Origin of the sequence: Natronomonas sp., from assembly GCF_047616845.1 — an archaeon.
Classification (GTDB): Archaea; Halobacteriota; Halobacteria; order Halobacteriales; family Haloarculaceae; genus Natronomonas.
Window position 1 is genome coordinate 1 of record NZ_JBLGBY010000038.1, and the last position, 22049, is coordinate 22049.

Here is a 22049-nt window from a genome sequence, read left to right on the forward strand (position 1 = left end):
GTCGAGGTTCCCGTCCGTATCTATCGTCCCAACGACCTCGCCCTGCTCATGATTGAGTATCTCGACCTCGACGACCTCGTGCTCGTCGTCGGAGTCATCCTCGTCACCAGCGTTTGCCATCCCCTCAGCCACGGCCCGCCCGAAATCCTCCTCCATCCACTTCGCTATCTCCGCTGATGTCGCGTCGGGGCCAGGGCGTTCGGGCCGTTCTGAGTCGTCCATAGTAGTGTATTATTCCTGACTGGATTTAATCGCTGGTGATGCTTTCACCCTCAATATCGAGTACCCACAGTGCTCTGTCGAGCGTGCGGAGGCATACGTCGTATTCGTTGGCGAGTGTCCAACACGCACCCAGGTAAATTAGGTACTCGTCAACGGTTGGGTCTTCAGAAAGTTCTTGCGAGAGGTATCCCGTCTGTTGTAGGACATCCCACGCCCGCTCGTCAATCACCGTGAACCGATTCGGGTTGACGAACAGGAGAATCGCCGAGGCGACGGGCACCCCGATACCCTTGAGAGACGTAAGCGCCTTGGCCTTAAATCGGATGCTCGTTTCGTGAACGGCCTCTTCTATTCTTGTGCGAACCTCCTCGTCGTCATTTTCCCGCAAGTTCCTCAGTACTGGTTTGAGGAACACGCCGACCTTCCACTCGATTATCCACTCCAGATCCTCACGTGACCATTCACCCTCCTCAAAGGCTGTCGGTAGTGACTCGAGCTGGGCGACTTCCTCCTCATACATATCCTCCTTCTCGGGATATTTTGCCTCGAAGTGTTCGAGCATCCGCCGACTCAAATCCATTACCCCAACCAAATCTCTCGACGGACTTAGTAGTAACCACAAAATTTTGTGTTTATAGAACTGTTTTAGATGTTGTTAGACAGGTTTTGACACCCCATGAAGCAGTCAAATCCCGTACTGCCGTTACTAAATGCGACCACGGATTGACTGGATGACACAGGCGGACGAGCGTGTTCTTGAGTTCCTACACGAGAAGGATATTGTCGCTTCGCCGATCATGATTGCCGCTAATATCGACTACACCGCTGAATACATCTCGCGCCGATGTCGGAAACTCGCAAATGTGGGCCTTCTCCAACGAGTAGACCCCTCGAACTACCGACTTACTGACCTCGGACGACGGTTTCTTGACGGCGAAGTTGATGCCGAGGAGGTCGAATGAGAGAGATGGTCAAATTATCAATAATAGAAAGTTTAGACTGGTCGCGGGTACACGTCAGTCGGTATCGTTGGAACAAGGTCAGCAACCGTTGAATCCGTTTCCGTCTATTGGTTCTATATCCGAAATAATGTCCTATGCTACACGTTTGACTGTTTTGTGACCGCACGTACCCGTTGCCGCTCTAAACTTTAAAAATGCTACACTTCATGTCACGGGTCAGGAAAGACGAGGTCCCCCGGCCAAGCGAACCCGGAGTCAAGTTCGATAAATTCTGCCTGTCCTCCCTGTACGGTCTCATGGTAATGACGTGCAACACCGAGTGAATCTAACGTATTCATTCGGTCTGTCGCCGTCTCGTGGGCGACATTAAGTTGATTCTGCACCTCTCGTGTTCGCATACGCCCGTCAGGCCCTAGTTGTAGAAGTTCGCGTAAGAGGCCACGACGCTTTTTCGGAACCGTACTTAACGCAATCCGCGCGCAAATATCCAAGTCGTCAGTGGTGACATGGTCTCGACCGTGCAGAAGTGCGTGCCCTCTCGCAATATTCTTCACCATATCCGTTACACGTCCGGGAGCCTCCGGTTCAGAGGTCTCCCCTAGGGGAGCGCGAGCGTGAAGAATGAACCTCGATAGATATATCAATCCCTCACCGACTTCCTCTTGCGGAGTCGCAGCCCACTTGACGCCGTTCGCACCCCTGTTATCGGTCCATAGGTCGGTGAGGAAATTTTGAACCGAGTGTGTCATCTCATTTACTTTTTGGCCGTACTCTCGTTCACTGAAGATAATGTCACGGTAGACCTCTTCACGGTTGTCGCTGCTCGGCATTTCAATAAACATGAACCGATTTCCGGTGTGACCCATCATTTCCCAGTCCTTCTGCTTGAGAGGAGTAGTCGCTCCGATGAAATTGAATCGGTAATCACCTTCATATCCACGGCGGCCATGCGTCCCTGAATCGCTCGTGAATCCCTGTCCGTCCATTACACGCACCAACCTCGCCATCTTCTCCTTCCTGACGCCCCAGTCGCCCCCGAACCAGTTCGCCATTTCGGGGTTCAGTAGCGTCTTGTGCTTGATTCGAGGCAGAAGGTCGTCTTCCGATAGCTCATCTTCGTCTCTCGAAGCGTCGTGACTCACGAACGAAGCAGGGGTAACGTCATCCGACCGATAGAATTGGGAGTTCACACCTTCAAATGGACGTAATGCCGTGCTCTTTCCTGCTCCTGACGGGCCTTCGATAATCAACCCGAAACAGCTCTCGATACCGTCTATGAACAGGGTCGCATGAACGGACATCACGGCCTCGATTACGTGCCACATCCGTTCGTCGAAGTTGTCGAGTACGGTACTACGAACACCGTACTCGTCTATGTTCACTTCAGGACGGGTACTCGTCGTGGTCTCCTCGTCCGACAGTCCCCACGTCATACCGATTCACCTCCGTTGACGACAAGGCCTAGGTGAATCGAACTCGAAACGTCGTGTGCATACCCGGTTCTTTCCATCGTTTACTCCTCCAGGTGCTCCTGTCGGTACTGCTCCATCAGGTCGTGGAGTACGTCGTCGTAGGTCTGTCCGCCTGTCTTCAACGCTCGAAGGTTGTCGCGCGTTTGCGATTCGAGCGCAATGGTCGTTCGTTCCATTGCATAGAATTATACGAATTAGACCCGCCTCTATTACCGGTTCCAAAATAGGGGTGCTCTCTGGATACACGGTGTAGCATGGTACGAGATGGCAACCCCGAGCAAACACAAACGTAGGTAAATACATTATATCCCGTTCTCGCGTCGTAGATTCGTGTCTCTCCCTGTGCAGGACTACAATGAGGGAAGGCAGGAGTCGGTAGTGATGACCGCAAGCGCACCACCCCACTCTTCGGTTTCCGGGAAGTGAACACGGAGGCAACAACTCGGACTAGTGCTGAGACAGATCCCGCAGTGCGAACGAGAGTATCTATTTCGTCGTTCGGTCGAATTTCGGAATAGACCAAATGCCACCACGCCTACCAATTCAGTCTGCGAGAACGGAAATATGCCGGACCAATACTGTCCGCAGTGCGGTACCGAACTCAGTGACGACCCGCAGTATTGTCCCGAGTGCGGAACTCACGTCGCAGACGCACAAACCCACAACGAGACCTCGACGGATGATGACTCGTGGGACTGGTCCGAACCAGCGGGACCGTTCGAGTCGCCCCGTAGCGTTATCGGGTCCGTGAATGCTATCGGATTCATTTCGTTCCTGCTTGCCATCGGCCTCAACGTGGTGGGATTACCGATTACCGCGTTACCTCATCCCGTTCCTATCGCCCTCTTCATCTTCTGGTTCGGGGTTCTCGTCGTCGGACTTCCGTTGTGGGGACTCCTGCACGTCTCCGATAATATCCTTGGGTTCCTCCGTCGAGGTTAACGTCGAGGGACAAACGCGGACGTTCCCCCTCTCTCGGGTTGCACAACCAATACGTTACATCGTAGGGGATGAAGGCACGTCCCCTCTCAGCGCGTCGTCTGTGTGCGTCTCCGACGAGTGTCCATCGTTCCCGTTTGAGGACGTTCGGTTCAGTTCGTCCCGTGATTCATGTACGTCAGCATCGTACCGACGGGTATGCGACGCCAGATTGACCTCTCGATTGGTGGTAAAGTCGTAATCAACACCCGACGATACCCCGACGGTTGGGTTGATATGGTTCGTCCCGACGAATAGACGCCGCTTCACGTCCACTCGGCTCCGTGATTTTACCATACTGGGCCGTGTCGAATCCAGTGAAACGCAAGCAAGCGCGAGGTCGCGTGCTGTGACGGGTTCAAATCTCCCGACGATTTCCCGTCGAAATCGGGTGAATCGCAACGCTGTGCGGTGATTGTGGTTCGACCCGCAACAAGGATGCCGCCTCCCCGATTTGAACGGGGGACAGCTCGATCTTCAGTCGAGTGCTCTCCCAATCTGAGCTAAGGCGGCCTGCACGCGCAATGACGCCGACACTATCAAAAAGGGTTTCGAAAGCCGGCGCCGGGACGGGGGTGCGGGGCGGCAACGGCGTGAAGCGGCTAACACCGATAGGAGCGGCCGCTCAGATAAGAAAGACATCCGCAGAGTCGTACTTGCGGCCACAGTCGCGACACTCGTAGTCCATTCCGTCGTCGGAGTCGAGCTGACCGCCACATTCGGGGCAGTCCGAGCCGGCACGTCCAGACATACGATGACGTGGGGGACGGGTGTGCATATGCTTTTCGCGGCGAAGCAGTGTCGAGAGAAGTGGGCACAGGCGGGATCGAACCGCCGATCTCGGCCTTGTAAAGGCCGCGTCATAGCCACTAGACCACGTGCCCGCGTTGGAACGAAATCGACCCTGGCGGTTAACCCTTACTTTCCGCGTCGGAACGCTTAGACCCCTGCAACCCGGAGTGGGCGACAGTGACCCGAATCGGGCAATGGGAGGCAGTCGCCGTGGCTGGCTTGTTTATCATCGCCGCCTACGGCGCGGTTGCCGGCGGCATCGTCGCACCGCTAGGTGACGATTCGGGAACCGCATCGACGGCCACGCCGACGCCCACGTCCGATTCCGCGACCGTCCACAGCGACTACGAGACGACGGCGGTGACGGTCGTCGACAGCGATACAGACGAAGAACTGGGTGCTGTCACGGCCGCCATCGCGGACAACTCATCGCTCCGCTACACGGGATTGAGCGAGACGGATGACCTCCCGGAGGAAAGAGGGATGTTGTTCACGTACGGCTCGGAGCGGAACCTGACCTACGTGATGCGAGAGATGTCCTTCGCAATCGACATCGTCTACATCGCCGAAAACGGGACGATAACGTCGATTCACCACGCGCCTGAACCGGGGCCGGACGAGGACGGCGAATCCCAACGGTACAGCGGCCGGGGCCAGTACGTCCTCGAGGTGAACTACAACTGGACGACCGACCGCGGCGTCGACGTGGGCGACCGCGTCCAGTTCGACCTGTAGGGGAACCGACCGCCGGCAGGCTTTTCGCCGGCGCGTGCGTGCGAACAGCATGGCTCGCCGGCTGCGATATCTTCTCGCTATCGTCGCTCTCCTCGCCGTCGTGGCGTATCTCGCGTTCGCGACGGGGGCGATTGCGCCGTACCTGGCCGGCTACGACCCCGCCGACCCCGAGGGATACGACCACACACCAGTGACGGTCGTCGACGCCGAAACGGGCGCCGAGCGCGGCAGCGTCGAGGCGGCCGTCGCCGACACCTTCCCGAAACGCTACGTCGGCCTGAGCGAAACCGACCGCCTTCCTCCCGACCGCGGGATGCTGTTCGTCCACGACGAGGCCGGCCGGTACACCTACGTGATGCGGAATATGTCGTTCGCCATCGACATCGTCTTCGTCGCCGAAAACGGGACGATAACGACGATTCATCACGCGCCGGCACCCGGGTCGGGCGAGGACGGCAGCGACCGGGAGTACGAAGGCCAGGGGCGGTACGTCCTCGAGGTGAACTACAACTGGACGACAGATCACGACGTCGAGGTGGGCGACCGCGTCGCGTTCGACCAGTAAGAGGGGAAAGGCGGGCCGGATGCCGAAGCGTTATACTGACTGAACAGTCAGTCTAGATAATGGCGGATCCCGTACTGGACGACGATGACGACCCCTTCGAGGAGCAGCGGGAGAACGCATCGAGCCCGATGCGTCGGCTCTTCTCGGAGTACGGTCGTCCGAACGTCCTGCAGGTGACTGTCGGCATCGTCGCGAGTATCTTCGCGCGACTGTTGGATCTGTTGCCGCCCATCATGCTCGGGGTTGCTATCGACGCGATCTTCGGCGACCAGGCGTTCTCCCTTTGGCTGCTCCCGAATGCGTGGGTGCCGACGGATGAGACGATGCAGTTCTGGTTCGTCATCGGCATCATTGCCGGTGCGTTCACGCTCGGAGCGGCGTTCCACTGGCTCCGCAACTGGGGCTTCAACTCCTTCGCACAGAACATCCAACACAGCATCCGGACGGACACCTACGACACGATGCAGCGGTTGAACATGGATTTCTTCGCCGACAAGCAGACCGGCGAACTGATGTCCATCCTCTCGAACGATGTCAACCGCCTCGAGCGCTTCCTCAACGACGGGCTGAACTCCATGTTCCGCCTGTCGGTGATGGTGCTCGGCATCGCTGGCGTCCTGTTTTATTACAACTGGCAGCTCGCGCTCATCGCGCTCCTGCCGGTGCCGCTCATCGCCGGCTTCACCTATCTGTTCATCCGCATCATCCAGCCGAAATACGCCCGTGTTCGCTCCTCGGTCGGCGCGGTCAACTCTCGCCTCGAGAACAACCTCGGCGGCATCCGGGTCATCAAATCCGCCAACACCGAGTCCTACGAATCCGACCGCGTCGACGATGTCTCGATGGAGTATTTCGACGCCAACTGGGACGCAATCGAGACGCGAATCAAGTTCTTCCCCGGCCTCCGACTGCTCTCCGGCATCGGCTTCGTCATCACGTTCATCGTCGGCGGCCTGTGGGTGTTCACCGGGTCGGCGCCGGGCCCCCTGACCGGCGAGCTCTCCATCGGAACCTTCGTCGTCTTCATCCTCTTCACTCAGCGGTTCATCTGGCCGATGGCCCAGTTCGGCCAGATCATCAACATGTATCAGCGCGCCCACGCCTCCTCCGAGCGCATCTTCGGGCTGATGGACGAGCCCGACCGCCTGGCTATCGACCCCGACGCCGAACCGCTGGAGGTCGACGAGGGTCACGTCGAATACGACGGCGTGACCTTCGGCTACGGCGACGAACCCATCGTCAAGGACGTCGAGTTCGAGGTCGAGGGCGGCGAGACGCTCGCGTTGGTCGGCCCGACCGGCGCCGGAAAATCGACCGTCCTGAAGCTCCTCCTGCGTCTTTACGACGTCGACGAGGGAGCGATTCGCGTCGACGGCCAGGACATCCGCGAGGTGACGCTGCCCTCGCTCAGACAGCACGTCGGCTACGTCGGCCAGGACACGTTCCTCTTCTACGGCACCGTCCGTGAGAACATCACCTACGGAACGTTCGACGCCGCCGAGGAGGACGTCGTCGAGGCCGCCAAAGCCGCTGAGGCCCACGAGTTCATCACGAACCTCCCGGACGGCTACGATACGATGGTCGGCGAACGCGGCGTCAAACTCTCCGGCGGCCAACGGCAGCGCGTCTCCATCGCCCGCGCCGTCCTCAAAGACCCCGAGGTGCTCGTCCTCGACGAGGCCACCTCGGACGTCGACACGGAGACGGAGATGCTCATCCAGCGGTCGCTCGACCGCCTGACCGAAGACCGCACGACGTTCGCCATCGCGCATCGCCTCTCGACCATCAAGGACGCGGACACCATCCTCGTGTTGGAGGGCGGCGAAGTCGTCGAGCGCGGCGCCCACGAGGAACTGCTCGACGAAGGCGGACTCTATGCCCATCTGTGGGGCGTCCAGGCGGGCGAAATCGACGAACTCCCCGAGGAGTTCATCGAGCGGGCCGCCAAACGGCAGGCTCGTACCGAAGCCGACGACGATTAACGACTTCGGCGGGCGGCGCTCCAGCGGATTCAAGACGATAGCAGCCAAGGAACGGATATGCTTCGGCTGGCCGTTGCGACGAACGCCGAGACGCTCGGGCGCATCCGCGACCCCCTCTCAGAGCGCGGCATCGACGCCGAGCACGTCCCGACGGCCGAGCGCGTCCAGCCGCTTTCGGAGCCCTTCGTTGAGGAGTCGTTCGACGCCGGCTTCGTCTATCCGTCGCGGCTCATGGAGGGCGGCGTCGCCGACGCGCTGCTCGATGTGCCCTGGGTGAACGACCGCGAGGCCATCCTCCGGAGCCGCAACAAGACGGGCGCGCTCGCACGACTCCGGGAGGCCGGCATCGAAACGCCCGAGAGCGTCTACGTCTCGAATCAAGCCGCCCAGTCGGAACTCCGAGCGGCGTTCGAGCTGTTCGACCCGCCCGTCGTCGTCAAGCCGAACTCGACCACCCGCGGCGTCGGCATCGCGAAAGCCCACGACCTCGATTCGTTCCTCGGCATCTGTGATTACCTGTCGCTGATACACGACTACCGGGCGGTCAGCGACCAGTCATTCCTCGTCCAGGAGTACCTCCCGGACGCCCGCGATTACCGGGCGATGGTCGTCGACGGCGAGTACGTCGGCGCCGTCGAGCGCCGACTCCCGGACGACGAACGGGCGGCCGGCCGCTGGAAACACAACGTCCATCGCGGGGCCGAGGCCGTCGGCGTGGAACTGCCCGACACGCTGCAACGGCTGGCCGAAGACGCCGCTGCGGCGCTCGATATCGACTGGCTCGGCGTCGACATCCTCGTCACCGACGACCGGGCAGTGGTCAACGAGACGAACGCACGGCCGACGGTCGATGCGGCGACGAAGTACGAACCCGATTTCTACGACAGACTGGCCGAGCTGATTCGAGCGACCGCACGGTAGCCGAAGCCGATGGCTCCGAGTGGTTCAGAAACGACGCCGGAAGCCGCGCGTCAGGAAAGGTCGATATTCGCGGAGCTTCCCGTTCGGTCGAGCGTGATTTCGAGGATGCCGTTGTTGAACGTCGCGGATGCCGAATGCTCGTCGACGCGAGCGGGGAGTTCGACGCGGTCTTCGTAGTCGCTGCGGTCGGTCGTCGCGGAGATCGTCACGTGGCGACCGTCGCATTTGATGTCGATCTCGTCCTTGCCGACACCCGGTAGATCCGCGACGACGCGGATCTCCTCGTCGGTCTCGTAGATGGAGACGTGGGCGTCGTTGCCGAAGCCGGCGTTGTTGGCTCCGCTCACGCCGCCTGTCATCTCCTCCATCATCCGCTCGATTTCGCTGAAGATGTCGTCGAAGGGGTCGTCGCGGTCGTCCCGGCGCATAGCCGTCGCTACGGTACTGCGCATCAAAAGCCTTCTGTCGTTGGCAGAACTCGATAATCACGGTGCTGCTCGGCGTTCAGAACCCCACGCCCATCGCCTCGTTCGTGCGGACGATGGAGTCGCTAGCGTCGGCGGTGCTGAGGACGGCCCGGATCGCGTCGACGTTCTCGGGGACAACGTCGGATTCTTGGTGGATAGCCTGGAACAGATAGAGGTCGTTGCCCTCCATCGATGCCGACTCAGACCAGATGCAGTTCTCCCAAATGTCGGCGCGGGGACGACCTCGATCCATCGCGAACTCCTTGAGTTTGCCGGCGCCGTCGATGTCGTGTTCTTCAGGAATGAGGAAGGTGCGGCGCTGCTCGTCGAGGACATCGCGAACCTCGTCGGCGGTCGGGGTCGATTCCAGCGTGACGTTGACCGAGTGGGTGTGCATCAGCGTCGCGGGCACCTTCAGCCCGAGCGTGTCGATATCGATGTCGGGGAAGATAGTGTTCACGTCGGGGCCGTGGTGGGAGGGCAGCGACACCGGGTTCGGCAGGATGTCGTTGATGGGACCGCGGCCGCTCTGGGCGGGGTCGCCGCCACGACGGACGAGCGTGACGCGAGCCTTCTCGATGCCATACTCCTCTTCGAGCGGCGCCAGCAGCCGCGAGAGACCGGTCGTGTTACAGGAGACGACGCGGACGTGGTCGGCGCCTTCGGCCGCCTCGAAGTTGCCGCGCGCGTTGAACGAGGTATCGACGAGGTCGGCGTCCTCGCCGCCCTGATACAGCGCGGGCGTATCGAGATCGTCGTACATTGATTTGTTCTCGGCACCGATGCCGGAAGGCGTGGCGTCGACGACGATGTCTGCGGCCGAGACGAGTTCCTCGACCGTCCCGGCGAGATCGATGCCGGCGTCTTCGAACAGCTCGATGCGCTCCTCGACGGCCGCATACAGCGGGTAGCCCTTCTCGACTGCGAGTTCAGCCTCGTGGTTCGGGCTGGTCTTGGCGACGCCGACGAGCTCCATGTCGGGCTGGAGCGTGACCGCGTCGGCCACCCGTTTGCCGATAGTGCCGTAGCCGTTGATCGCGACCTGAATGCTCATGTATCGGCGTCATTGCCCGCCGAGCATAACGGTTGTCTTTCGGGGGCTATCGCGGCCGGGTCGCTCGAACGATTAATTACCGGGCGTTCCAATGAGTCGTGTTTACATGGAGCCCACGATAGCCGCCACGCTGGAACAGACGGCCGACCTTCCCCAAGAAGGATGCCGTCGTGTATCCGCGGAAAGACCAACGCGACACCTAAACCGGACTTGACGAGCGGGCGACCCGGCTCGCGAACGCTTTGGCCCAGACCGCAGGGCAGGTCGACGCCGACACCGCCTCGCTCCGCGAGGAGTGAGCCGGACTGCAGTTCCTCGGTTCCAACAGCCCGTATGAGACAGGAACGCCTATCCGGTCGCCAGCCGAATCCCGGGATATGAGCGATTCGGACGCCCTCGGTATCGACGACCCGGACGCGGTCGCGGTCGCCGCCGAAACAGCCGTCGAGCAGTGTCTCGCCGTCCAGCCGGGCGAGACCTGCGTCATCGTCACCGACGACAAACGCCAGCCCATCGGCGAGGCGCTGTACGACGCGGCGCTCGAAGCCACGGACGAGGCCGTCATCGTGCGCTACCCGCCGGGGCCACAGCACGGCGCCGAACCGCCAGCACCGGTCGCTGCCGCGCTGCTTGACGCCGACGCCTTCCTCGCGCCGACGACGAAGAGCCTCAGCCACACCCGCGCCCGCTCGAACGCGACGGACGAAGGCGCTCGCGGTGCGACGCTTCCCGGCATCACCGAGGAAGTGTTCACGACCGGACTCGACGCCGATTACGACGCCATCGCCGCCGAGTGTGCGGCGATGCTCGAACGGGTCGAGGGCGCCGACGAGATCCGCGTCACCTCACCGCAGGGGACGGACATCACCTTCCAGTTGGGCGACCGCATCTGGAACGACGACACCGGCATCGTCCAGGAACCCGGCGCCTTCTCGAATCTCCCGGCCGGCGAGGTGTTCATCAGCCCCGAATCCGCCGACGGAACCTACGTCGTCGACGGCACCATCCGTCCCCACGGTCTCCTCGATGATGGCCAGACGGTCACCATTGAAGTCGAGGACGGCTACATCACCTCAATCAGCGATGATGCCATCCGCTCGGAGGTCGAGGCGGCCGCCGAAGAGGTGGGACAGAACGCCTACAATCTCGCCGAACTCGGCATCGGCACCAACATCAGCGTTACTGACCTCGTCGGCAGCGTCCTGCTCGACGAGAAGGCCGGCGGCACCGTCCACATCGCTCTCGGTGACGACGCCGGCATCGGCGGCGACAACGAGGCGCCCATCCATATGGACGGCATCCTTCGGGAGCCGACGGTGTATGTGGATGGCGTGGAAGTGGAGCTTCCACGAGTCGAACGGTAGTAAGCCGTGAGATGGCGAGGTCATCGACCTCCCGAACGTGGAGCGGTGAAACCGCGGAACGGCGTGGAAGTTCCACGGGGCCGAACAGCCGCGAGGTGATCGCCCGCTCACTCTCGCCGCAGGAGCCACGCGCTTATACGTCCGCATCATCTATTCATGCCAATGAGTCAGCAACGCGTTGCGGTTTTCTGTCCCTCCTGTTCTCCGGCTTCGGAGACGGCCCACGAGGTACTCAGCGAGGGTGGGCAGGCAACCGTCCGATGCAGCGAGTGCAGTCACGTTCATAAAACGACCATCGAGGAGGAGTCGACGGTCAACCGTCGCGTCATCGTCTCCCAGGACGACGAATCGACCGAGGCGATGGTCGACATCCCACCCGAAGAAGAACTGTCGACCGGCGATGAGTTCCTCGTCGAAACCGATGAGGCGTTCCTCACCGCCCGCATCACGTCCATCGAGCTGGCCAACGGCGGGCGAACTGACAGCGCGCAAGCGACGGACGTCAAGACGCTGTGGACGCGCGGGGTCGGGAACGTGGCGGTGAACCTGACGCTGCACCCGAAAGACGGGGGCCACGAGGAGACGCGCAGCGTGAAGATCCAGATGCCCGGCGACGAGGAGTTCGTCGTCGGCCAGAGCCACGAATACGGCGGCGAGGAGTTCACCGTCGAGCGCATCCTCGTTCGCGATGACGCGACCGATTACGACCGCGAGGGGTACGATTTCGGCGGCGACAGCGCGCTTGCGAAAGACCTCAAGCGGGTGTACGCTCGCGACGAGAACAGCCGCAGTCGGGCCTGGTCGGCCTGGTAGGCCGATGTTCTGGGGCGGCGACGCGGACGACGATTTCGAGGCCGCCCGCGAGCGGATGGTCGAGGCGCTCGTCGAGGCCGGCCGTATCGAACGCGACAGCACCATCGCGGCGCTGAAAGCCGTCCCACGTCACGAGTTCGTCCCCGAAGCACGAACGAATAGTGCCTACGCCGACCGGCCGTTGCCCATCGGTTCGAATCAGACTATCTCCGCGCCACACATGGTCGGCGCGATGTGCGATCTGCTCGACCTCGACGCCGGCGAAACCGTCCTCGAAATCGGCACTGGCTGTGGCTATCACGCCGCCGTCACCGCCGAAATCGTCGGCGACGACAACGTCTACAGCGTCGAGTACGTGCCGGAGCTGGCCGAGGACACGCGTGAGCGACTTGCCGACCTCGGCTACGACATCCACGTTCGCGTCGGCGACGGCCACGAGGGCTGGCCGGAACACGCCCCCTACGACGCAGCGTATCTCACCTGTGCGGCTCCGGAACTCCCCGAGGCGGTCGTCGACCAACTCCGCGTCGGCGGGCGCATCGTCGCCCCACTCGGAACCGCAAGACAAACGCTCGTGAAGGCGGTCAAAACGGAGGACGGTCTCGACCGGGAGTCCCACGGCGCCGTTCGATTCGTCCCAATGCAGGGCGGCGACTCTTAACGAAGCCGCTCGAAGGGGCGATATGCCCACGCAGGACGGAACCGAACCGGAGTGGCGAGACATCGCGCTCCTGCTTGCGGCGCGACGTTGCGGCGCGCTCGATGCGCTGGCGACGGACGCCGGAACGGCCGAGGAGGTCGCGAAGACGGCCGATATCGACCCGGTCGCCGCCGGGCGACTTATCGCTGCACTGGAAGCGGCGGGCTTTCTCACCCGCGTCGACGGCGCCTCGGAACCGACGAATCGGCTGCTCGGCTTTCTCACGAAGACCGACCTCCGCTCTATCGGCCGCATGCCTGGCGAAGTCGATGCCATGGAGCAGTGGCAGGCGCTGCCGGAGACGATGGCCGGCGAGGCATCCCCGGAGCCGGCCGACGCGTTCCGTAACACGCTCGGCCGCGAAGCCGCACTCGGGGAAGCGCGACTGCGGTCTGAGGTGACCGCAGCCGTCCACGCCGCGCCGAACGGCGACGACATCGTCGTGGTCGGCGACGGCCCAGGTCGACGGGCCATCGAGTTCGCCGAGCGCGGCTGGAACGTGACACTCCTGGATACTGCCGACCGAATCGAGGCTGTCGAGCCACTACTGGAACACGAGCCGGTTGAGCTGCGTGCCGGGACGCCGACGGACGTTCCCGAATGTGACCTCGTCGTCTACGCCGGGGCACTCCACGAATACGACGCCGAGAGAGCCCGTGATATCGTCGCTTCGGCGAGCGAGGCGGCGACGACCGCCGTCTTCCTCGATGCGTTCCGTGGCGAAACGGCGGGCGCCGAACTGGTCGATATCGACCTGCTCGCGGCTGGTGCAGGCGCGATACACGACGCTGCGGCCGTCCGGTCGTGGCTGGTCGATGCGTTCGAGACCGTCGATATCGAGCCGGTCGTGTCGAGTCCGCTGTCGGCGGCCATCGGACGCGCGATTCAATAGGCTCCGGCACGGAGGCCGACGTATGGACTCGGTGGTGCTCCGCGACGACATGGTCGACAGCCTCGAACACGAGGCGAAGGCCATCGTCCGGTCCGAGCACGTCAGCATCGCGATGCGGGAGGTACCCAGAGAGCCGTTCGTCGAGGACGAATCGGTCGCCTACGCCGACCGCTCTGCCGAACGACTCGGCACGCGCGTCCTCTCGCCGAGCGCCGCCGCCCGCCTGTTCGAGGCGCTCGACATCGCCCCCGACGACGAGGTGTTGGTCGTCGGCTGTGGCGTCGGCTACACCGCTGCTGTGCTCGCCGAAATCACCGACGCTGCCAGCGTCCATGCTATCGATATCACGCGACGGCTGGTGTACGAAGCGCGGTCGAACCTCTCGAACGCCGGCTACGGCGGCGTCCTCGTCGACCGCCGTGACGGGGCCTACGGCCTCCCGGAGTACGCGCCCTACGACCGGATTCTCGTCGAGGCTGCCGCCATCGAGCCGCCGCAGGCACTGCTCGACCAGTTGGCCAACGAGGGCCGCCTCGTCATACCGCTCGGTGCCGGCGAGCAGGAGCTCGTCGCCATCGAGGACGGCGACATCGTCACCGAGTACGGCACCGTGGCCTATCAGCCGATGCTCGTCGAAGGCGAACAGGCCGATACCGTCGAGCGCAACCGTACCCACCGCGAAGACCGCGAACACGCCCGCCGGGCCGCGAAACGCAAGAAGGGGTGGGAACAGTCGTGGATCGACTGGGACGAGCGACTGTAATCACTCTTCGACCACCAACAGCGCGGTGTTCTCGCGTCTGTCGGCGTACTCGCTGCCGGCCGGCGGCTTGATGGCGAATTCGACAGTGCCATCGCGTTGATTCGCCCCGAGTCGGGGCGCGAGGTCGAGTTCCGCGGTGCCGTTCTCGTCCGTCGTGGCCGTCTCGACACCGTCGAGCCTGGCCGAACCGCCACGGGCGACGACGGTCGCTCCCGAAACGGCCTGCCCCTCGGGATCGATGACCGTCACCTCGACGGTCTGATTGCCGGGGGTCGTGACCTCCGGTGTGGGCCGGACATCGAGTTCCGAGACGGCGAGCCCGGAGATACCGGAGAGCATACTCATCATGACCGAGAGGCTGGCGACGCCGACCACGAAGGCGATGACGAGCCGGACGGGCAACCCCTCGATGCCGCGGTCGTCGTCGCGAAGCCGTGCGAGTCGAATCATGGGCCGTCTGGCTCCGTGTTCGTATATAAGGGCTCGGGCGTGACCGCAAGAGTCGTTTGTCAGCCCGGAGAGAGGACGGTATGGAGCGTCGGACAGCCATCGCAGTCGCACTGGGCGGGTTCGCGGGGGCGCTCTGCCGGCACGCTATCGCGGTCGCGCTCCCCGACGCGTTCCCGTGGGGGACGCTCGCGGTGAACGTCGGAGGTGCGTTCCTGCTCGGCGGGTTCGTTTACGGAACGGCCGAACACGGCCGTGTTTCCGACGTGACGCGGCTGTTCGTTTCGACGGGCTTTCTCTCCTCGTTTACGACGTACAGCACGTTCGCGAGCGAGACGGTCGCGCTCGACCCACCGCTTGCGGCCGTGAACGTCGCCGTGAACTACGGGCTCGGTCTGTTGGCCGTTCTGCTGGCGCGTGAGGTGGTACGGTGGCGCTCGTGAGCGCGCTGGCGGTCGGGCTTGGCGGTGCAGCCGGCGCCCTCGCACGCTTCGAGGTCGGCAAGCGGCTCGAGCGCCGCGCTGTAGACACTCTCGCCGTCAACATCGGCGGGAGTTTCCTGCTCGGTCTGGTGCTTGCAGCGGGTATCGACGGCCCCGCAGCACTCGCAGTTGCCGTCGGCTTCTGTGGGGCGTTCACGACGTTCTCGTCGTTTGCTGTCGAAACGGTGCGGCTCACGGATGATGGTGAGACGGGGCGAGCAGTCGTGAACGCTGTCGGAACGCTCGTGCTCGCGCTTCTCGCTGTCCTCATGGGAGCCGAAATCGGCGCTCTCCTGGCGTGATTAGTGCGGAGGGACGAACGCGACGCGAGACCTTCAGAAGTTCTGCCGGACGTACGACTGAACGCGCCCGACGCGGTCGGCGTCGTACGTCCACATCCCGCGCCAGACGTTGGATTCGGTTTCGACTGCGACGAGCGCGGCGTGGGCGTCGTCGGTGGTCGCCTCGTCGTCCGGAGTGAAAACGACGACCCACGAGCGGCGGTACTCCTCATGGGTACCGGAATGTGCTGTCACGCCGAGCGCGTCGGCGATCGAGGGGTCGTCACGGACGCCGTAGACGTGCGTGTCAACGTCGCTTTCGGCGAGCCACTCGTACACCGTCTTGGTGCCGTACTCGTCGTCGAGTCGGGAGAGTCGCTGGAACGTGCTGTGGAATTCCCCGGAGCCGGCTTCGAGCGCCCGGTACTCGATGAACCGCGAGATGAGAACGAGCAGGAGCTTCTCCTTGTTCGAGTCCGGAAAGCCGCGGACAGTGAACTCGACGTCGTCCAGCCCGGTCAACACGTCCGGAAACGACCCGGTTTCCAGTTGCCGCGTTCCCGTCCGGTAGCGGTCGACGTTCACCAGGAGAAAAGACTCCGAAAGGGTGGAGAACGGCGTCGTCGCAGTGACCTCACCGTCCTCGATGAGGCAGACGAGATCGTCGGTTCCCTCCACGACGTGCCGGTCGGCAATCGTCACCGACTGGCTCTCGAAAGCCCGGTCGAGCAACTCTACGAGTGGCTCCGGCCCGGTTCGGTTCAAAAGCAGGAGCGTCTTCTCGGAGGCGTCGGTCTCGTCGATGAAACCGTTCAATGCCTCTGGAGATCGTCCTGTCACATCCGTGGAACGTTCTGGAGAAACTTAAATCCGGCATCTGGGGTGAGGCGAACCTATACGTCGGTTGCCCCCACGACACGAGGTGTGTTCAGCGATTTCACCGCCTGCGATACGCAGTTAGAGGAGATGAAGGGACGACTCGGCCCGGCGAAAGGGAAGGACTTCGCGAACGCCTTCGGCCCGTATCTCGTCACGGCCGACGACTTCGACCTCGAGAGCGCCGAGATGACCGCCGAGGTGAACGGCGAGACGTGGTCGTCGGGCACCGCTGGCGAGATGTATCACTCCTTTGCGGATATCGTCGAACACGTCTCACAGGACGAGCGGCTCCACCCCGGCGACGTGCTGGGCAGCGGAACTGTCGGTGAAGGGTGTGGGCTCGAACTCGGGCGCTTCCTCGAACGGGGGGACACCGTCCGGCTCCACATCGAAGGCATCGGCGCGCTCGAAAATACCGTTCGCTAGGCCTGGCTGTCGCTCAGCTGCCGCAGTTCGACCTCGAAATCCCGCGTTGTCAACTGTTCGGTCGTCTCATCGAGCTCCGAACGCAGCTCCTGAATCTCCGCCGAGAGCTGCTCGTAGACGTCGCTCTCTTCGAGTTCGTGCGTCGCCTTCCGTGACTGCAGTGCCGCCCGCTTCGACGCCAAGGCGAAGAACCCCTGCAGTTGCTTGTCGTACGTCAGCCGCGAGAGCAACGACTCGACCACGCCGACGAGTTCCTCACGCTCCATCGGCTTGACGATGTACTCGTCGAAGCCGAGTTCGATGATGTCGAAATCCGGCTCGACGGCCGTCACCATCGCTATCTGACAGTCGTACTCGGCTTCCTGAGCGTGTCGAAGCACGTCGTCGCCCGACGTCTGCGGCATCAGGCGGTCTATCAGTGCAACGTCGACCTCATCGTCCAGTTTCTCCAGTGCCTCCTGGCCCCCGTAGGCTGTGCGAATCTCGTAGTGGTCGTCGAGCCACGCGGTGTACAGGTCTGCGAGGTCGGGCTTGTCGTCCACGACCAGTACCGTCTCGTTTGGCATCGATGTCCCCATTACCGGTACAATAGGATTCGATGGTATATCTATTCGGACTGTTTTCAGATTCTGAAACTGCCGAAAGCCTGGGCCTCCAGGCTTTTATCGTACAGCTAACAAATCTGCACTCGGGAGCCGGTCGCCACGGACAGCCCTCTCAGTACCGAACCCGAACTACCACCGTCTCGTCCCCGAATCATCGCCAGACGGCGCCCCAGCGTGAGGCACAACTGCTTATGAATGGGTTCGTGACTACCGGTCGATGGACACCGATTTCGACCACATCGGCGAGCACGAACTCGACCGCGAGACGAAAGCGAAACTCCGGGACGTGACGGAGGGGTTCTTCGAGCGACCGCTCGAGAAAGCCCGACAGTTCGACTGGGACGAGTTCAAACGCAACGAGGCGTTCAGGGCCATCATGATGCCGTCACCGCTGTTCTGGACGCTCGGGAACTTCGAGCGGAGCTTCACCCAGAAGCTCGGCCAGCAGATGTACGAGGAGTTCGGCAAGGCCGTCTCGAACGCGAACGACGACGTCGGCGCCGCAGAAACACAGCATACACTCACTGATATCGAAATCACGCCCGACGAGGAGGGAACCATCGAATCCATCATCTCGGGGCTGGCCGAGGGCGAGCGTGACCCGGACTGGCAGCGGGAGAAACAGGCCATCCTCGACGCCGATGGAAGCGGGACGCTGAAAAGCGCCGGGTCGATCACCTGGGACCTGTGGGTCGAGGATTTCGAGGGCGGGCGGCCACTCGGTGCCGAAATCAAGACGCCGAAGCCGAACCGCGACCAGACGATGGAGTCGAAACGGCAGATGCTGAAGACGGTCGCCGCCTACAAACACCGCGAAGAACCGACGCCCGTCGTTCGGTACGTCTTCCCGTTCAATCCCTACGGGAGCCTCGAGGCGTACGAATGGTGGCCGCCACAGGCGTTCTTCGACGTGACGGAAAGCGACGGCATGCTCATCGCTGAGTCGTTCTGGGACGCCATCGGCGGCGAGCGGACGATGGAGGGACTCTTCAACTTCCTTCTGGAGGAGTCGGAGGGGAACATCCAGAAGCTCCAGGCGCTGGCCGGCGATTCGAGTCTCTGAGCCGGCGACCCGGGGAGTTAATACCCGAGACGGAATAGGGATAGCCAACCGAATGAAGGCCATCGATCTGTTCTGCGGGGCCGGCGGATTCAGCAAGGGTTTCGAGCGGGCCGGCATCGACGTTCGATACGGTGTCGACGCCGACGAGGCCGCACTAGAAACCTTCGAGCGAAACCACGCTGGCGAGGCGATACACCATGACATCCGGGAATCGCCGCCGGCCGAACTCGAAGCGGTCGACGCCGACATCGTCTTCGGCAGCCCGCCCTGCAAGGGGTTCAGCGACGCCCGCGGCAATCGACGCCTGGACGATGAGCGGAATCAACTCGTCTTCTCGTTCATCCAGTGGGTCGGCGAGCTCGAACCCGACTACGTGTTGATGGAGAACGTCGCCGGGATGACGACCATCAGCGAGGCGTTCCTCGAGGCTATCGAACGCGAGTACGCCGACGTCGGCTACAGCGTCACCTGGGAAACGCTGAACGCCGCCGATTTCGGCGTGCCACAGACCCGCGAGCGAGCCATCTACGTCGGCATCAACGACGACCTCTCGAGTACGCCGACGCTCCCCAACGGCGAGTTCCAGCCGGACGGCGACGGCCAACTGTCGCTGACCGGCGAGCGGATGCAGGGCTGGCGAACGGTCTCGGAGGCGTTCGCCGACCTCCCCGAACCGACCGATGATGGCGTCGTGTCCCTGCCGCCACTGTCGGAGTTCCCCGACAACGAGTATCTGCGCGCCGTCCGGGATGGCGCCGAGAAGACGTACAACCACATCGCGAAGACGCCCGCAGACGGCGACGCCACACGCACCATTGTCGAGGGGCTCGAACCGGGCGAGATGTACCGTTCCAGTCGCTTCGGCGACCGCTATCGGCAGGTGTGGGATCTGCTCGAAGACCGCTTCACCGATGTCGAACAGGACTGCCTACATTTCATCGCCCGGCATCGCACCCGCTCTGCGTTCAAGATGGGCGACAAAAGCGTCGGCGCCGTTCCCGACCACAAAATCGCCCACGGCCTCGACCACGAGAACGAGGCCGTGACCGAGGCCCTGGAGAGCCTTCTCGAGGACGGCTGGGTTCGGACGGACGAGGACGGCGACACGGTCGGCTACGACCTCAACACGAAATCCGGAATCCGACCGCGCTACATGCGACTGGTGCCGGACGGCCAGTCGAACACCATCCTCACGACGGATTTCAACCCCCGCGATAAGCTCCATCCAACCGAGAACCGCGGGCTTTCGCTCCGGGAGGGCGCTCGCATCCAGAGTTTCTCCGACACCTTCGAGTTCGTCGGCTCCTTCGACGACATCGCAAACCAGATCGGCAACGCCGTCCCGCCGCTGATGGCCGAGCGACTCGCCGAGCATCTACTCGCGCTGGCCGATGCCGAAACCGCTGTCGCGGAGTGAAGCTTTCATCACGCTGGGCAGAACGCGACCAATGGCGATACGTCCCATCGTCGCACGCTTCAGACGAACTCCTCGGATTGCAATCGGTACGACCACTCGCGATATCAGACCGTGGACTCGCCGGGACTGAGCGTCGCGATGGTCGGCGAGTCCATTGACTGGAGCGAGTGAAACGAGCGGAAGGAAATGGACTCGCCGGGATTTGAACCCGGGGCCTCTTCCTTGCGAAGGAAGCGATCTGCCGCTGATCTACGAGCCCTTGGTTTTTCGATTGGCGGTTCGGTTGCTTGTACCTTCTGTTTCGCAGTCACCGAAAGCGACCGGGGGGTCGCGCGTGAGTGCTGCGGCGGGTCGTACCCGGGCGGCGCGTTAGGCGCCGCCGTCCTCGAGGACGATCTCGATGGAGACGTCGTTCGGAACCTGAATCCGCATCAGCTGACGGAGCGCGCGTTCGTCGGCGTCGATGTCGATGAGACGCTTGTGAACCCGCATCTCCCAGTGTTCCCACGTCGCCGTCCCTTCACCGTCGGGGGACTTGCGCGAGGGAATCTCCAGCTTCTTCGTCGGCAGCGGAATGGGGCCCGACAGGGTCACGCCGGTTTTGTCGGCGATTTCGCGAACGTCGTCGCAGATGTCGTCGAGGTCCTCGGGCCGCGTGCCCGCGAGACGGACGCGTGCCTGTTGCATGCGTTATCGCTCGTTGACGCTGAGGACTTTGCCGGCCGCGACGGTCTGACCCATGTCACGGATGGCGAAGCTGCCCAGCTCGGGGATCTCGTTCGAGGACTCGATGCTGAGCGGCTTCTGCGGTCGCACCGTAACGACGGCGGCGTCGCCGGACTGGATGAAGTCCGGGTTCTCCTCGGCGACCTCGCCGGAGGAGGGGTCGATCTTCTTGTCGATGGACTCGATGGTACACGCGACCTGTGCGGTGTGGGCGTGGAAGACCGGCGTGTAGCCAGCCGTAATCACCGAGGGGTGCTGCATGACGACGACCTGTGCCTGGAAGGTCTCGGCGACCGTCGGCGGGTCGTCAGCGGGGCCACAGACGTCACCACGGCGGATGTCGTCCTTGCCGACGCCACGGACGTTGAATCCGACGTTGTCACCGGGAGCGGCCTCGGGGACTTCCTCGTGGTGCATCTCGATGGTCTTGACCTCTCCGCCAGCGTCGCTGGGCTGGAAGGAGACGTTATCGCCCATGTTGAGCATACCCGTCTCGACACGGCCGACCGGCACAGTACCGATGCCGGAGATGGTGTAAACGTCCTGAATCGGGAGGCGCAGCGGCGCGTCCGTCGGTGGCTGCGGCTCCGGAAGCTCGTTGAGGGCCTCGAGCAGCGTCGGTCCGTCGTACCACGGCGTGTTCTCCGATTCCTCGGAGATGTTGTCGCCCTCGAACGCCGAGGTCGGGATGTACTTGGCGTCGTCGGTGCTGAATCGAACCTGCTGGAGCAGCTGGTTGACTTCGTCGACGACGGCCTCGTACTTGTTCTCGTCGTAGTCGACGAGGTCCATCTTGTTGACTGCGATGATGAGCTCGTCGATGCCCAGCGTTCGGGCGAGGAAGACGTGCTCTTGGGTCTGCGGCTGGACACCGTCGTCGGCTGCGACGACGAGTACCGCGTTGTCTGCCTGGCTCGCGCCAGTAATCATGTTCTTGACGAAGTCGCGGTGGCCCGGACAGTCGACGATGGTGAAGTAGTACTCGTCGGTGTCGAACTCCTGGTGGGCGATGTCGATGGTGACACCACGCTCTCGCTCCTC

26 protein-coding genes, 3 tRNA genes and 3 pseudogenes are annotated in these 22049 nt (G+C 62.6%); 17 read left to right on the forward strand and 15 right to left on the reverse strand.

The window, feature by feature from the left end:
* Both ACI8UR_RS08575 and ACI8UR_RS08580 read right to left on the reverse strand, forming a co-directional pair.
* Positions 1-222: pseudogene (locus tag ACI8UR_RS08575) on the reverse strand (hypothetical protein); the annotation flags it as partial.
* A 25-nt stretch (positions 223-247) separates the two neighbouring features.
* Positions 248-784 carry a hypothetical protein gene (locus ACI8UR_RS08580; RefSeq protein ID WP_415087757.1) on the reverse strand — a complete coding sequence of 179 codons (537 nt, stop codon included), beginning with the start codon at positions 782-784 and terminating at the stop codon, positions 248-250.
* 148 nt (positions 785-932) lie between these two features.
* On the opposite strand from ACI8UR_RS08580, the gene ACI8UR_RS08585 reads away from it, so the two are divergent.
* Positions 933-1184: a MarR family transcriptional regulator gene (locus tag ACI8UR_RS08585; RefSeq protein ID WP_415087758.1), complete on the forward strand. Its 252-nt coding sequence runs from the start codon at positions 933-935 to the stop codon at positions 1182-1184.
* Between the two features lie 209 nt (positions 1185-1393).
* On the opposite strand, the gene ACI8UR_RS08590 is transcribed toward ACI8UR_RS08585, so the two are convergent.
* Both ACI8UR_RS08590 and ACI8UR_RS08595 read right to left on the reverse strand, forming a co-directional pair.
* Positions 1394-2617, reverse strand: a complete 1224-nt coding sequence (locus ACI8UR_RS08590; protein WP_415087759.1) for a hypothetical protein — start codon at positions 2615-2617, stop codon at positions 1394-1396.
* An 80-nt stretch (positions 2618-2697) separates the two neighbouring features.
* On the reverse strand, positions 2698-2832 hold the full coding sequence (locus ACI8UR_RS08595; protein WP_415087760.1) for a hypothetical protein: 135 nt from the start codon (positions 2830-2832) through the stop codon (positions 2698-2700).
* Positions 2833-3220: 388 nt separating this feature from the next.
* Between ACI8UR_RS08595 and ACI8UR_RS08600 the strand changes: the two are divergent.
* Positions 3221-3292: pseudogene (locus ACI8UR_RS08600) on the forward strand (zinc-ribbon domain-containing protein); the annotation flags it as partial.
* Between the two features lie 111 nt (positions 3293-3403).
* Positions 3404-3598: a hypothetical protein gene (locus ACI8UR_RS08605; protein ID WP_415087770.1), complete on the forward strand. Its 195-nt coding sequence runs from the start codon at positions 3404-3406 to the stop codon at positions 3596-3598.
* Between the two features lie 475 nt (positions 3599-4073).
* Here the strand turns inward: ACI8UR_RS08605 and ACI8UR_RS08610 are convergent.
* From ACI8UR_RS08610 to ACI8UR_RS08620, 3 genes are all read right to left on the reverse strand, one after another.
* Positions 4074-4147: transfer RNA gene (locus ACI8UR_RS08610), tRNA-Phe, on the reverse strand.
* Between the two features lie 112 nt (positions 4148-4259).
* Positions 4260-4385: a hypothetical protein gene (locus ACI8UR_RS08615; protein WP_415087761.1), complete on the reverse strand. Its 126-nt coding sequence runs from the start codon at positions 4383-4385 to the stop codon at positions 4260-4262.
* A 60-nt stretch (positions 4386-4445) separates the two neighbouring features.
* Positions 4446-4518, reverse strand: a tRNA-Val gene (locus tag ACI8UR_RS08620).
* Between the two features lie 85 nt (positions 4519-4603).
* Here ACI8UR_RS08620 and ACI8UR_RS08625 point away from each other — a divergent pair.
* Genes ACI8UR_RS08625 through ACI8UR_RS08640 form a run of 4 tightly spaced genes read left to right on the forward strand, consistent with a single transcriptional unit; the run spans position 4604 to position 8629 of the window.
* A complete protein-coding gene (locus ACI8UR_RS08625; RefSeq protein WP_415087762.1) occupies positions 4604-5161 on the forward strand; it encodes a DUF192 domain-containing protein in 558 nt (185 codons plus the stop codon).
* A gap of 49 nt (positions 5162-5210) precedes the next feature.
* The gene (locus ACI8UR_RS08630) at positions 5211-5726 is read left to right on the forward strand and encodes a DUF192 domain-containing protein (RefSeq protein WP_415087763.1); all 516 of its coding nucleotides are present in this window, start codon (positions 5211-5213) and stop codon (positions 5724-5726) included.
* Between the two features lie 59 nt (positions 5727-5785).
* Complete coding sequence (locus ACI8UR_RS08635; protein ID WP_415087764.1) at positions 5786-7708, forward strand: ABC transporter ATP-binding protein; 1923 nt, start codon at positions 5786-5788, stop codon at positions 7706-7708.
* Positions 7709-7765: 57 nt separating this feature from the next.
* Positions 7766-8629 carry an ATP-grasp domain-containing protein gene (locus ACI8UR_RS08640; RefSeq protein ID WP_411716438.1) on the forward strand — a complete coding sequence of 288 codons (864 nt, stop codon included), beginning with the start codon at positions 7766-7768 and terminating at the stop codon, positions 8627-8629.
* 50 nt (positions 8630-8679) lie between these two features.
* Here ACI8UR_RS08640 and ACI8UR_RS08645 read toward each other — a convergent pair whose 3' ends face one another.
* Together ACI8UR_RS08645 and ACI8UR_RS08650 are read right to left on the reverse strand one after the other, a co-directional pair.
* Positions 8680-9057, reverse strand: a complete 378-nt coding sequence (locus tag ACI8UR_RS08645; protein WP_411716437.1) for an Hsp20/alpha crystallin family protein — start codon at positions 9055-9057, stop codon at positions 8680-8682.
* A 76-nt stretch (positions 9058-9133) separates the two neighbouring features.
* Positions 9134-10150 carry a type II glyceraldehyde-3-phosphate dehydrogenase gene (locus ACI8UR_RS08650; RefSeq protein WP_411716436.1) on the reverse strand — a complete coding sequence of 339 codons (1017 nt, stop codon included), beginning with the start codon at positions 10148-10150 and terminating at the stop codon, positions 9134-9136.
* Positions 10151-10527: 377 nt separating this feature from the next.
* On the opposite strand from ACI8UR_RS08650, the gene ACI8UR_RS08655 reads away from it, so the two are divergent.
* From ACI8UR_RS08655 to ACI8UR_RS08675, 5 genes are all read left to right on the forward strand, one after another.
* Positions 10528-11514, forward strand: coding sequence for an aminopeptidase (locus ACI8UR_RS08655; RefSeq protein WP_411715495.1), 987 nt, complete (start codon positions 10528-10530; stop codon positions 11512-11514).
* 156 nt (positions 11515-11670) lie between these two features.
* Positions 11671-12327, forward strand: coding sequence for an HVO_0476 family zinc finger protein (locus ACI8UR_RS08660; protein ID WP_411715494.1), 657 nt, complete (start codon positions 11671-11673; stop codon positions 12325-12327).
* Positions 12328-12331: 4 nt separating this feature from the next.
* Complete coding sequence (locus ACI8UR_RS08665; protein WP_411715493.1) at positions 12332-12988, forward strand: protein-L-isoaspartate(D-aspartate) O-methyltransferase; 657 nt, start codon at positions 12332-12334, stop codon at positions 12986-12988.
* Positions 12989-13010: 22 nt separating this feature from the next.
* Positions 13011-13919: an SAM-dependent methyltransferase gene (locus tag ACI8UR_RS08670; protein ID WP_415087766.1), complete on the forward strand. Its 909-nt coding sequence runs from the start codon at positions 13011-13013 to the stop codon at positions 13917-13919.
* A gap of 22 nt (positions 13920-13941) precedes the next feature.
* Positions 13942-14682, forward strand: coding sequence for a protein-L-isoaspartate O-methyltransferase family protein (locus tag ACI8UR_RS08675; protein ID WP_411715491.1), 741 nt, complete (start codon positions 13942-13944; stop codon positions 14680-14682).
* On the opposite strand, the gene ACI8UR_RS08680 is transcribed toward ACI8UR_RS08675, so the two are convergent.
* The gene (locus ACI8UR_RS08680) at positions 14683-15132 is read right to left on the reverse strand and encodes a carboxypeptidase regulatory-like domain-containing protein (RefSeq protein WP_411715490.1); all 450 of its coding nucleotides are present in this window, start codon (positions 15130-15132) and stop codon (positions 14683-14685) included.
* An 80-nt stretch (positions 15133-15212) separates the two neighbouring features.
* Here ACI8UR_RS08680 and ACI8UR_RS08685 point away from each other — a divergent pair, with 80 nt between their 5' ends.
* Positions 15213-15572: a fluoride efflux transporter FluC gene (locus ACI8UR_RS08685; protein WP_411715489.1), complete on the forward strand. Its 360-nt coding sequence runs from the start codon at positions 15213-15215 to the stop codon at positions 15570-15572.
* A complete protein-coding gene (gene crcB, locus ACI8UR_RS08690; RefSeq protein WP_411715488.1) occupies positions 15560-15913 on the forward strand; it encodes a fluoride efflux transporter CrcB in 354 nt (117 codons plus the stop codon). The genes ACI8UR_RS08685 and crcB overlap by 13 nt, the downstream gene beginning before the upstream one ends.
* 33 nt (positions 15914-15946) lie before the next feature.
* Here crcB and ACI8UR_RS08695 read toward each other — a convergent pair whose 3' ends face one another.
* Positions 15947-16732 (reverse strand): histidine kinase, encoded by a 786-nt coding sequence (locus ACI8UR_RS08695; protein WP_411715487.1) that lies wholly within the window; start codon positions 16730-16732, stop codon positions 15947-15949.
* An 84-nt stretch (positions 16733-16816) separates the two neighbouring features.
* On the opposite strand from ACI8UR_RS08695, the pseudogene ACI8UR_RS08700 reads away from it, so the two are divergent.
* Positions 16817-17197: pseudogene (locus tag ACI8UR_RS08700) on the forward strand (fumarylacetoacetate hydrolase family protein); the annotation flags it as partial.
* Here ACI8UR_RS08700 and ACI8UR_RS08705 read toward each other — a convergent pair.
* Positions 17194-17775, reverse strand: a complete 582-nt coding sequence (locus ACI8UR_RS08705; protein ID WP_411715486.1) for a HalX domain-containing protein — start codon at positions 17773-17775, stop codon at positions 17194-17196. The pseudogene ACI8UR_RS08700 and the gene ACI8UR_RS08705 sit on opposite strands and share 4 nt — an antisense overlap.
* Positions 17776-18019: 244 nt before the next feature.
* On the opposite strand from ACI8UR_RS08705, the gene ACI8UR_RS08710 reads away from it, so the two are divergent.
* Together ACI8UR_RS08710 and ACI8UR_RS08715 are read left to right on the forward strand one after the other, a co-directional pair.
* The gene (locus tag ACI8UR_RS08710; RefSeq protein ID WP_415087767.1) at positions 18020-18865 is read left to right on the forward strand and encodes a TdeIII family type II restriction endonuclease; all 846 of its coding nucleotides are present in this window, start codon (positions 18020-18022) and stop codon (positions 18863-18865) included.
* Positions 18866-18917: 52 nt separating this feature from the next.
* Positions 18918-20282, forward strand: a complete 1365-nt coding sequence (locus ACI8UR_RS08715) for a DNA cytosine methyltransferase (protein ID WP_415087768.1) — start codon at positions 18918-18920, stop codon at positions 20280-20282.
* 187 nt (positions 20283-20469) lie between these two features.
* Here the strand turns inward: ACI8UR_RS08715 and ACI8UR_RS08720 are convergent.
* The 3 genes from ACI8UR_RS08720 to tuf form a co-directional block, all read right to left on the reverse strand.
* A tRNA-Ala gene (locus tag ACI8UR_RS08720) sits at positions 20470-20541 on the reverse strand.
* A gap of 110 nt (positions 20542-20651) precedes the next feature.
* On the reverse strand, positions 20652-20969 hold the full coding sequence (gene rpsJ, locus ACI8UR_RS08725; protein ID WP_411716392.1) for a 30S ribosomal protein S10: 318 nt from the start codon (positions 20967-20969) through the stop codon (positions 20652-20654).
* Between the two features lie 3 nt (positions 20970-20972).
* The coding region (gene tuf / locus ACI8UR_RS08730; RefSeq protein WP_415087769.1) for a translation elongation factor EF-1 subunit alpha at positions 20973-22049 on the reverse strand (1077 nt) is incomplete at its 5' end.

What these genes read in the sequence shown, in the direction of transcription:
- ACI8UR_RS08665 (WP_411715493.1), top strand. Translation starts at nt 12,332, where the DNA reads ATGTTCTGGGGCGGCGACGCGGACGACGATTTCGAGGCCGCCCGCGAG.
- ACI8UR_RS08595 (WP_415087760.1), bottom strand. Translation starts at nt 2,832, where the DNA reads ATGGAACGAACGACCATTGCGCTCGAATCGCAAACGCGCGACAACCTT.
- ACI8UR_RS08585 (WP_415087758.1), top strand. Translation starts at nt 933, where the DNA reads ATGCGACCACGGATTGACTGGATGACACAGGCGGACGAGCGTGTTCTT.
- ACI8UR_RS08635 (WP_415087764.1), top strand. Translation starts at nt 5,786, where the DNA reads ATGGCGGATCCCGTACTGGACGACGATGACGACCCCTTCGAGGAGCAG.
- ACI8UR_RS08650 (WP_411716436.1), bottom strand. Translation starts at nt 10,150, where the DNA reads ATGAGCATTCAGGTCGCGATCAACGGCTACGGCACTATCGGCAAACGG.
- ACI8UR_RS08655 (WP_411715495.1), top strand. Translation starts at nt 10,528, where the DNA reads ATGAGCGATTCGGACGCCCTCGGTATCGACGACCCGGACGCGGTCGCG.
- rpsJ (WP_411716392.1), bottom strand. Translation starts at nt 20,969, where the DNA reads ATGCAACAGGCACGCGTCCGTCTCGCGGGCACGCGGCCCGAGGACCTC.
- ACI8UR_RS08675 (WP_411715491.1), top strand. Translation starts at nt 13,942, where the DNA reads ATGGACTCGGTGGTGCTCCGCGACGACATGGTCGACAGCCTCGAACAC.
- ACI8UR_RS08645 (WP_411716437.1), bottom strand. Translation starts at nt 9,057, where the DNA reads ATGCGCCGGGACGACCGCGACGACCCCTTCGACGACATCTTCAGCGAA.
- ACI8UR_RS08615 (WP_415087761.1), bottom strand. Translation starts at nt 4,385, where the DNA reads ATGTCTGGACGTGCCGGCTCGGACTGCCCCGAATGTGGCGGTCAGCTC.
- ACI8UR_RS08590 (WP_415087759.1), bottom strand. Translation starts at nt 2,617, where the DNA reads ATGACGTGGGGACTGTCGGACGAGGAGACCACGACGAGTACCCGTCCT.
- ACI8UR_RS08715 (WP_415087768.1), top strand. Translation starts at nt 18,918, where the DNA reads ATGAAGGCCATCGATCTGTTCTGCGGGGCCGGCGGATTCAGCAAGGGT.
- ACI8UR_RS08705 (WP_411715486.1), bottom strand. Translation starts at nt 17,775, where the DNA reads ATGGGGACATCGATGCCAAACGAGACGGTACTGGTCGTGGACGACAAG.
- ACI8UR_RS08580 (WP_415087757.1), bottom strand. Translation starts at nt 784, where the DNA reads ATGCTCGAACACTTCGAGGCAAAATATCCCGAGAAGGAGGATATGTAT.
- ACI8UR_RS08660 (WP_411715494.1), top strand. Translation starts at nt 11,671, where the DNA reads ATGCCAATGAGTCAGCAACGCGTTGCGGTTTTCTGTCCCTCCTGTTCT.
- ACI8UR_RS08670 (WP_415087766.1), top strand. Translation starts at nt 13,011, where the DNA reads ATGCCCACGCAGGACGGAACCGAACCGGAGTGGCGAGACATCGCGCTC.
- ACI8UR_RS08630 (WP_415087763.1), top strand. Translation starts at nt 5,211, where the DNA reads ATGGCTCGCCGGCTGCGATATCTTCTCGCTATCGTCGCTCTCCTCGCC.
- ACI8UR_RS08710 (WP_415087767.1), top strand. Translation starts at nt 18,020, where the DNA reads ATGGACACCGATTTCGACCACATCGGCGAGCACGAACTCGACCGCGAG.
- ACI8UR_RS08640 (WP_411716438.1), top strand. Translation starts at nt 7,766, where the DNA reads ATGCTTCGGCTGGCCGTTGCGACGAACGCCGAGACGCTCGGGCGCATC.
- ACI8UR_RS08685 (WP_411715489.1), top strand. Translation starts at nt 15,213, where the DNA reads ATGGAGCGTCGGACAGCCATCGCAGTCGCACTGGGCGGGTTCGCGGGG.
- ACI8UR_RS08680 (WP_411715490.1), bottom strand. Translation starts at nt 15,132, where the DNA reads ATGATTCGACTCGCACGGCTTCGCGACGACGACCGCGGCATCGAGGGG.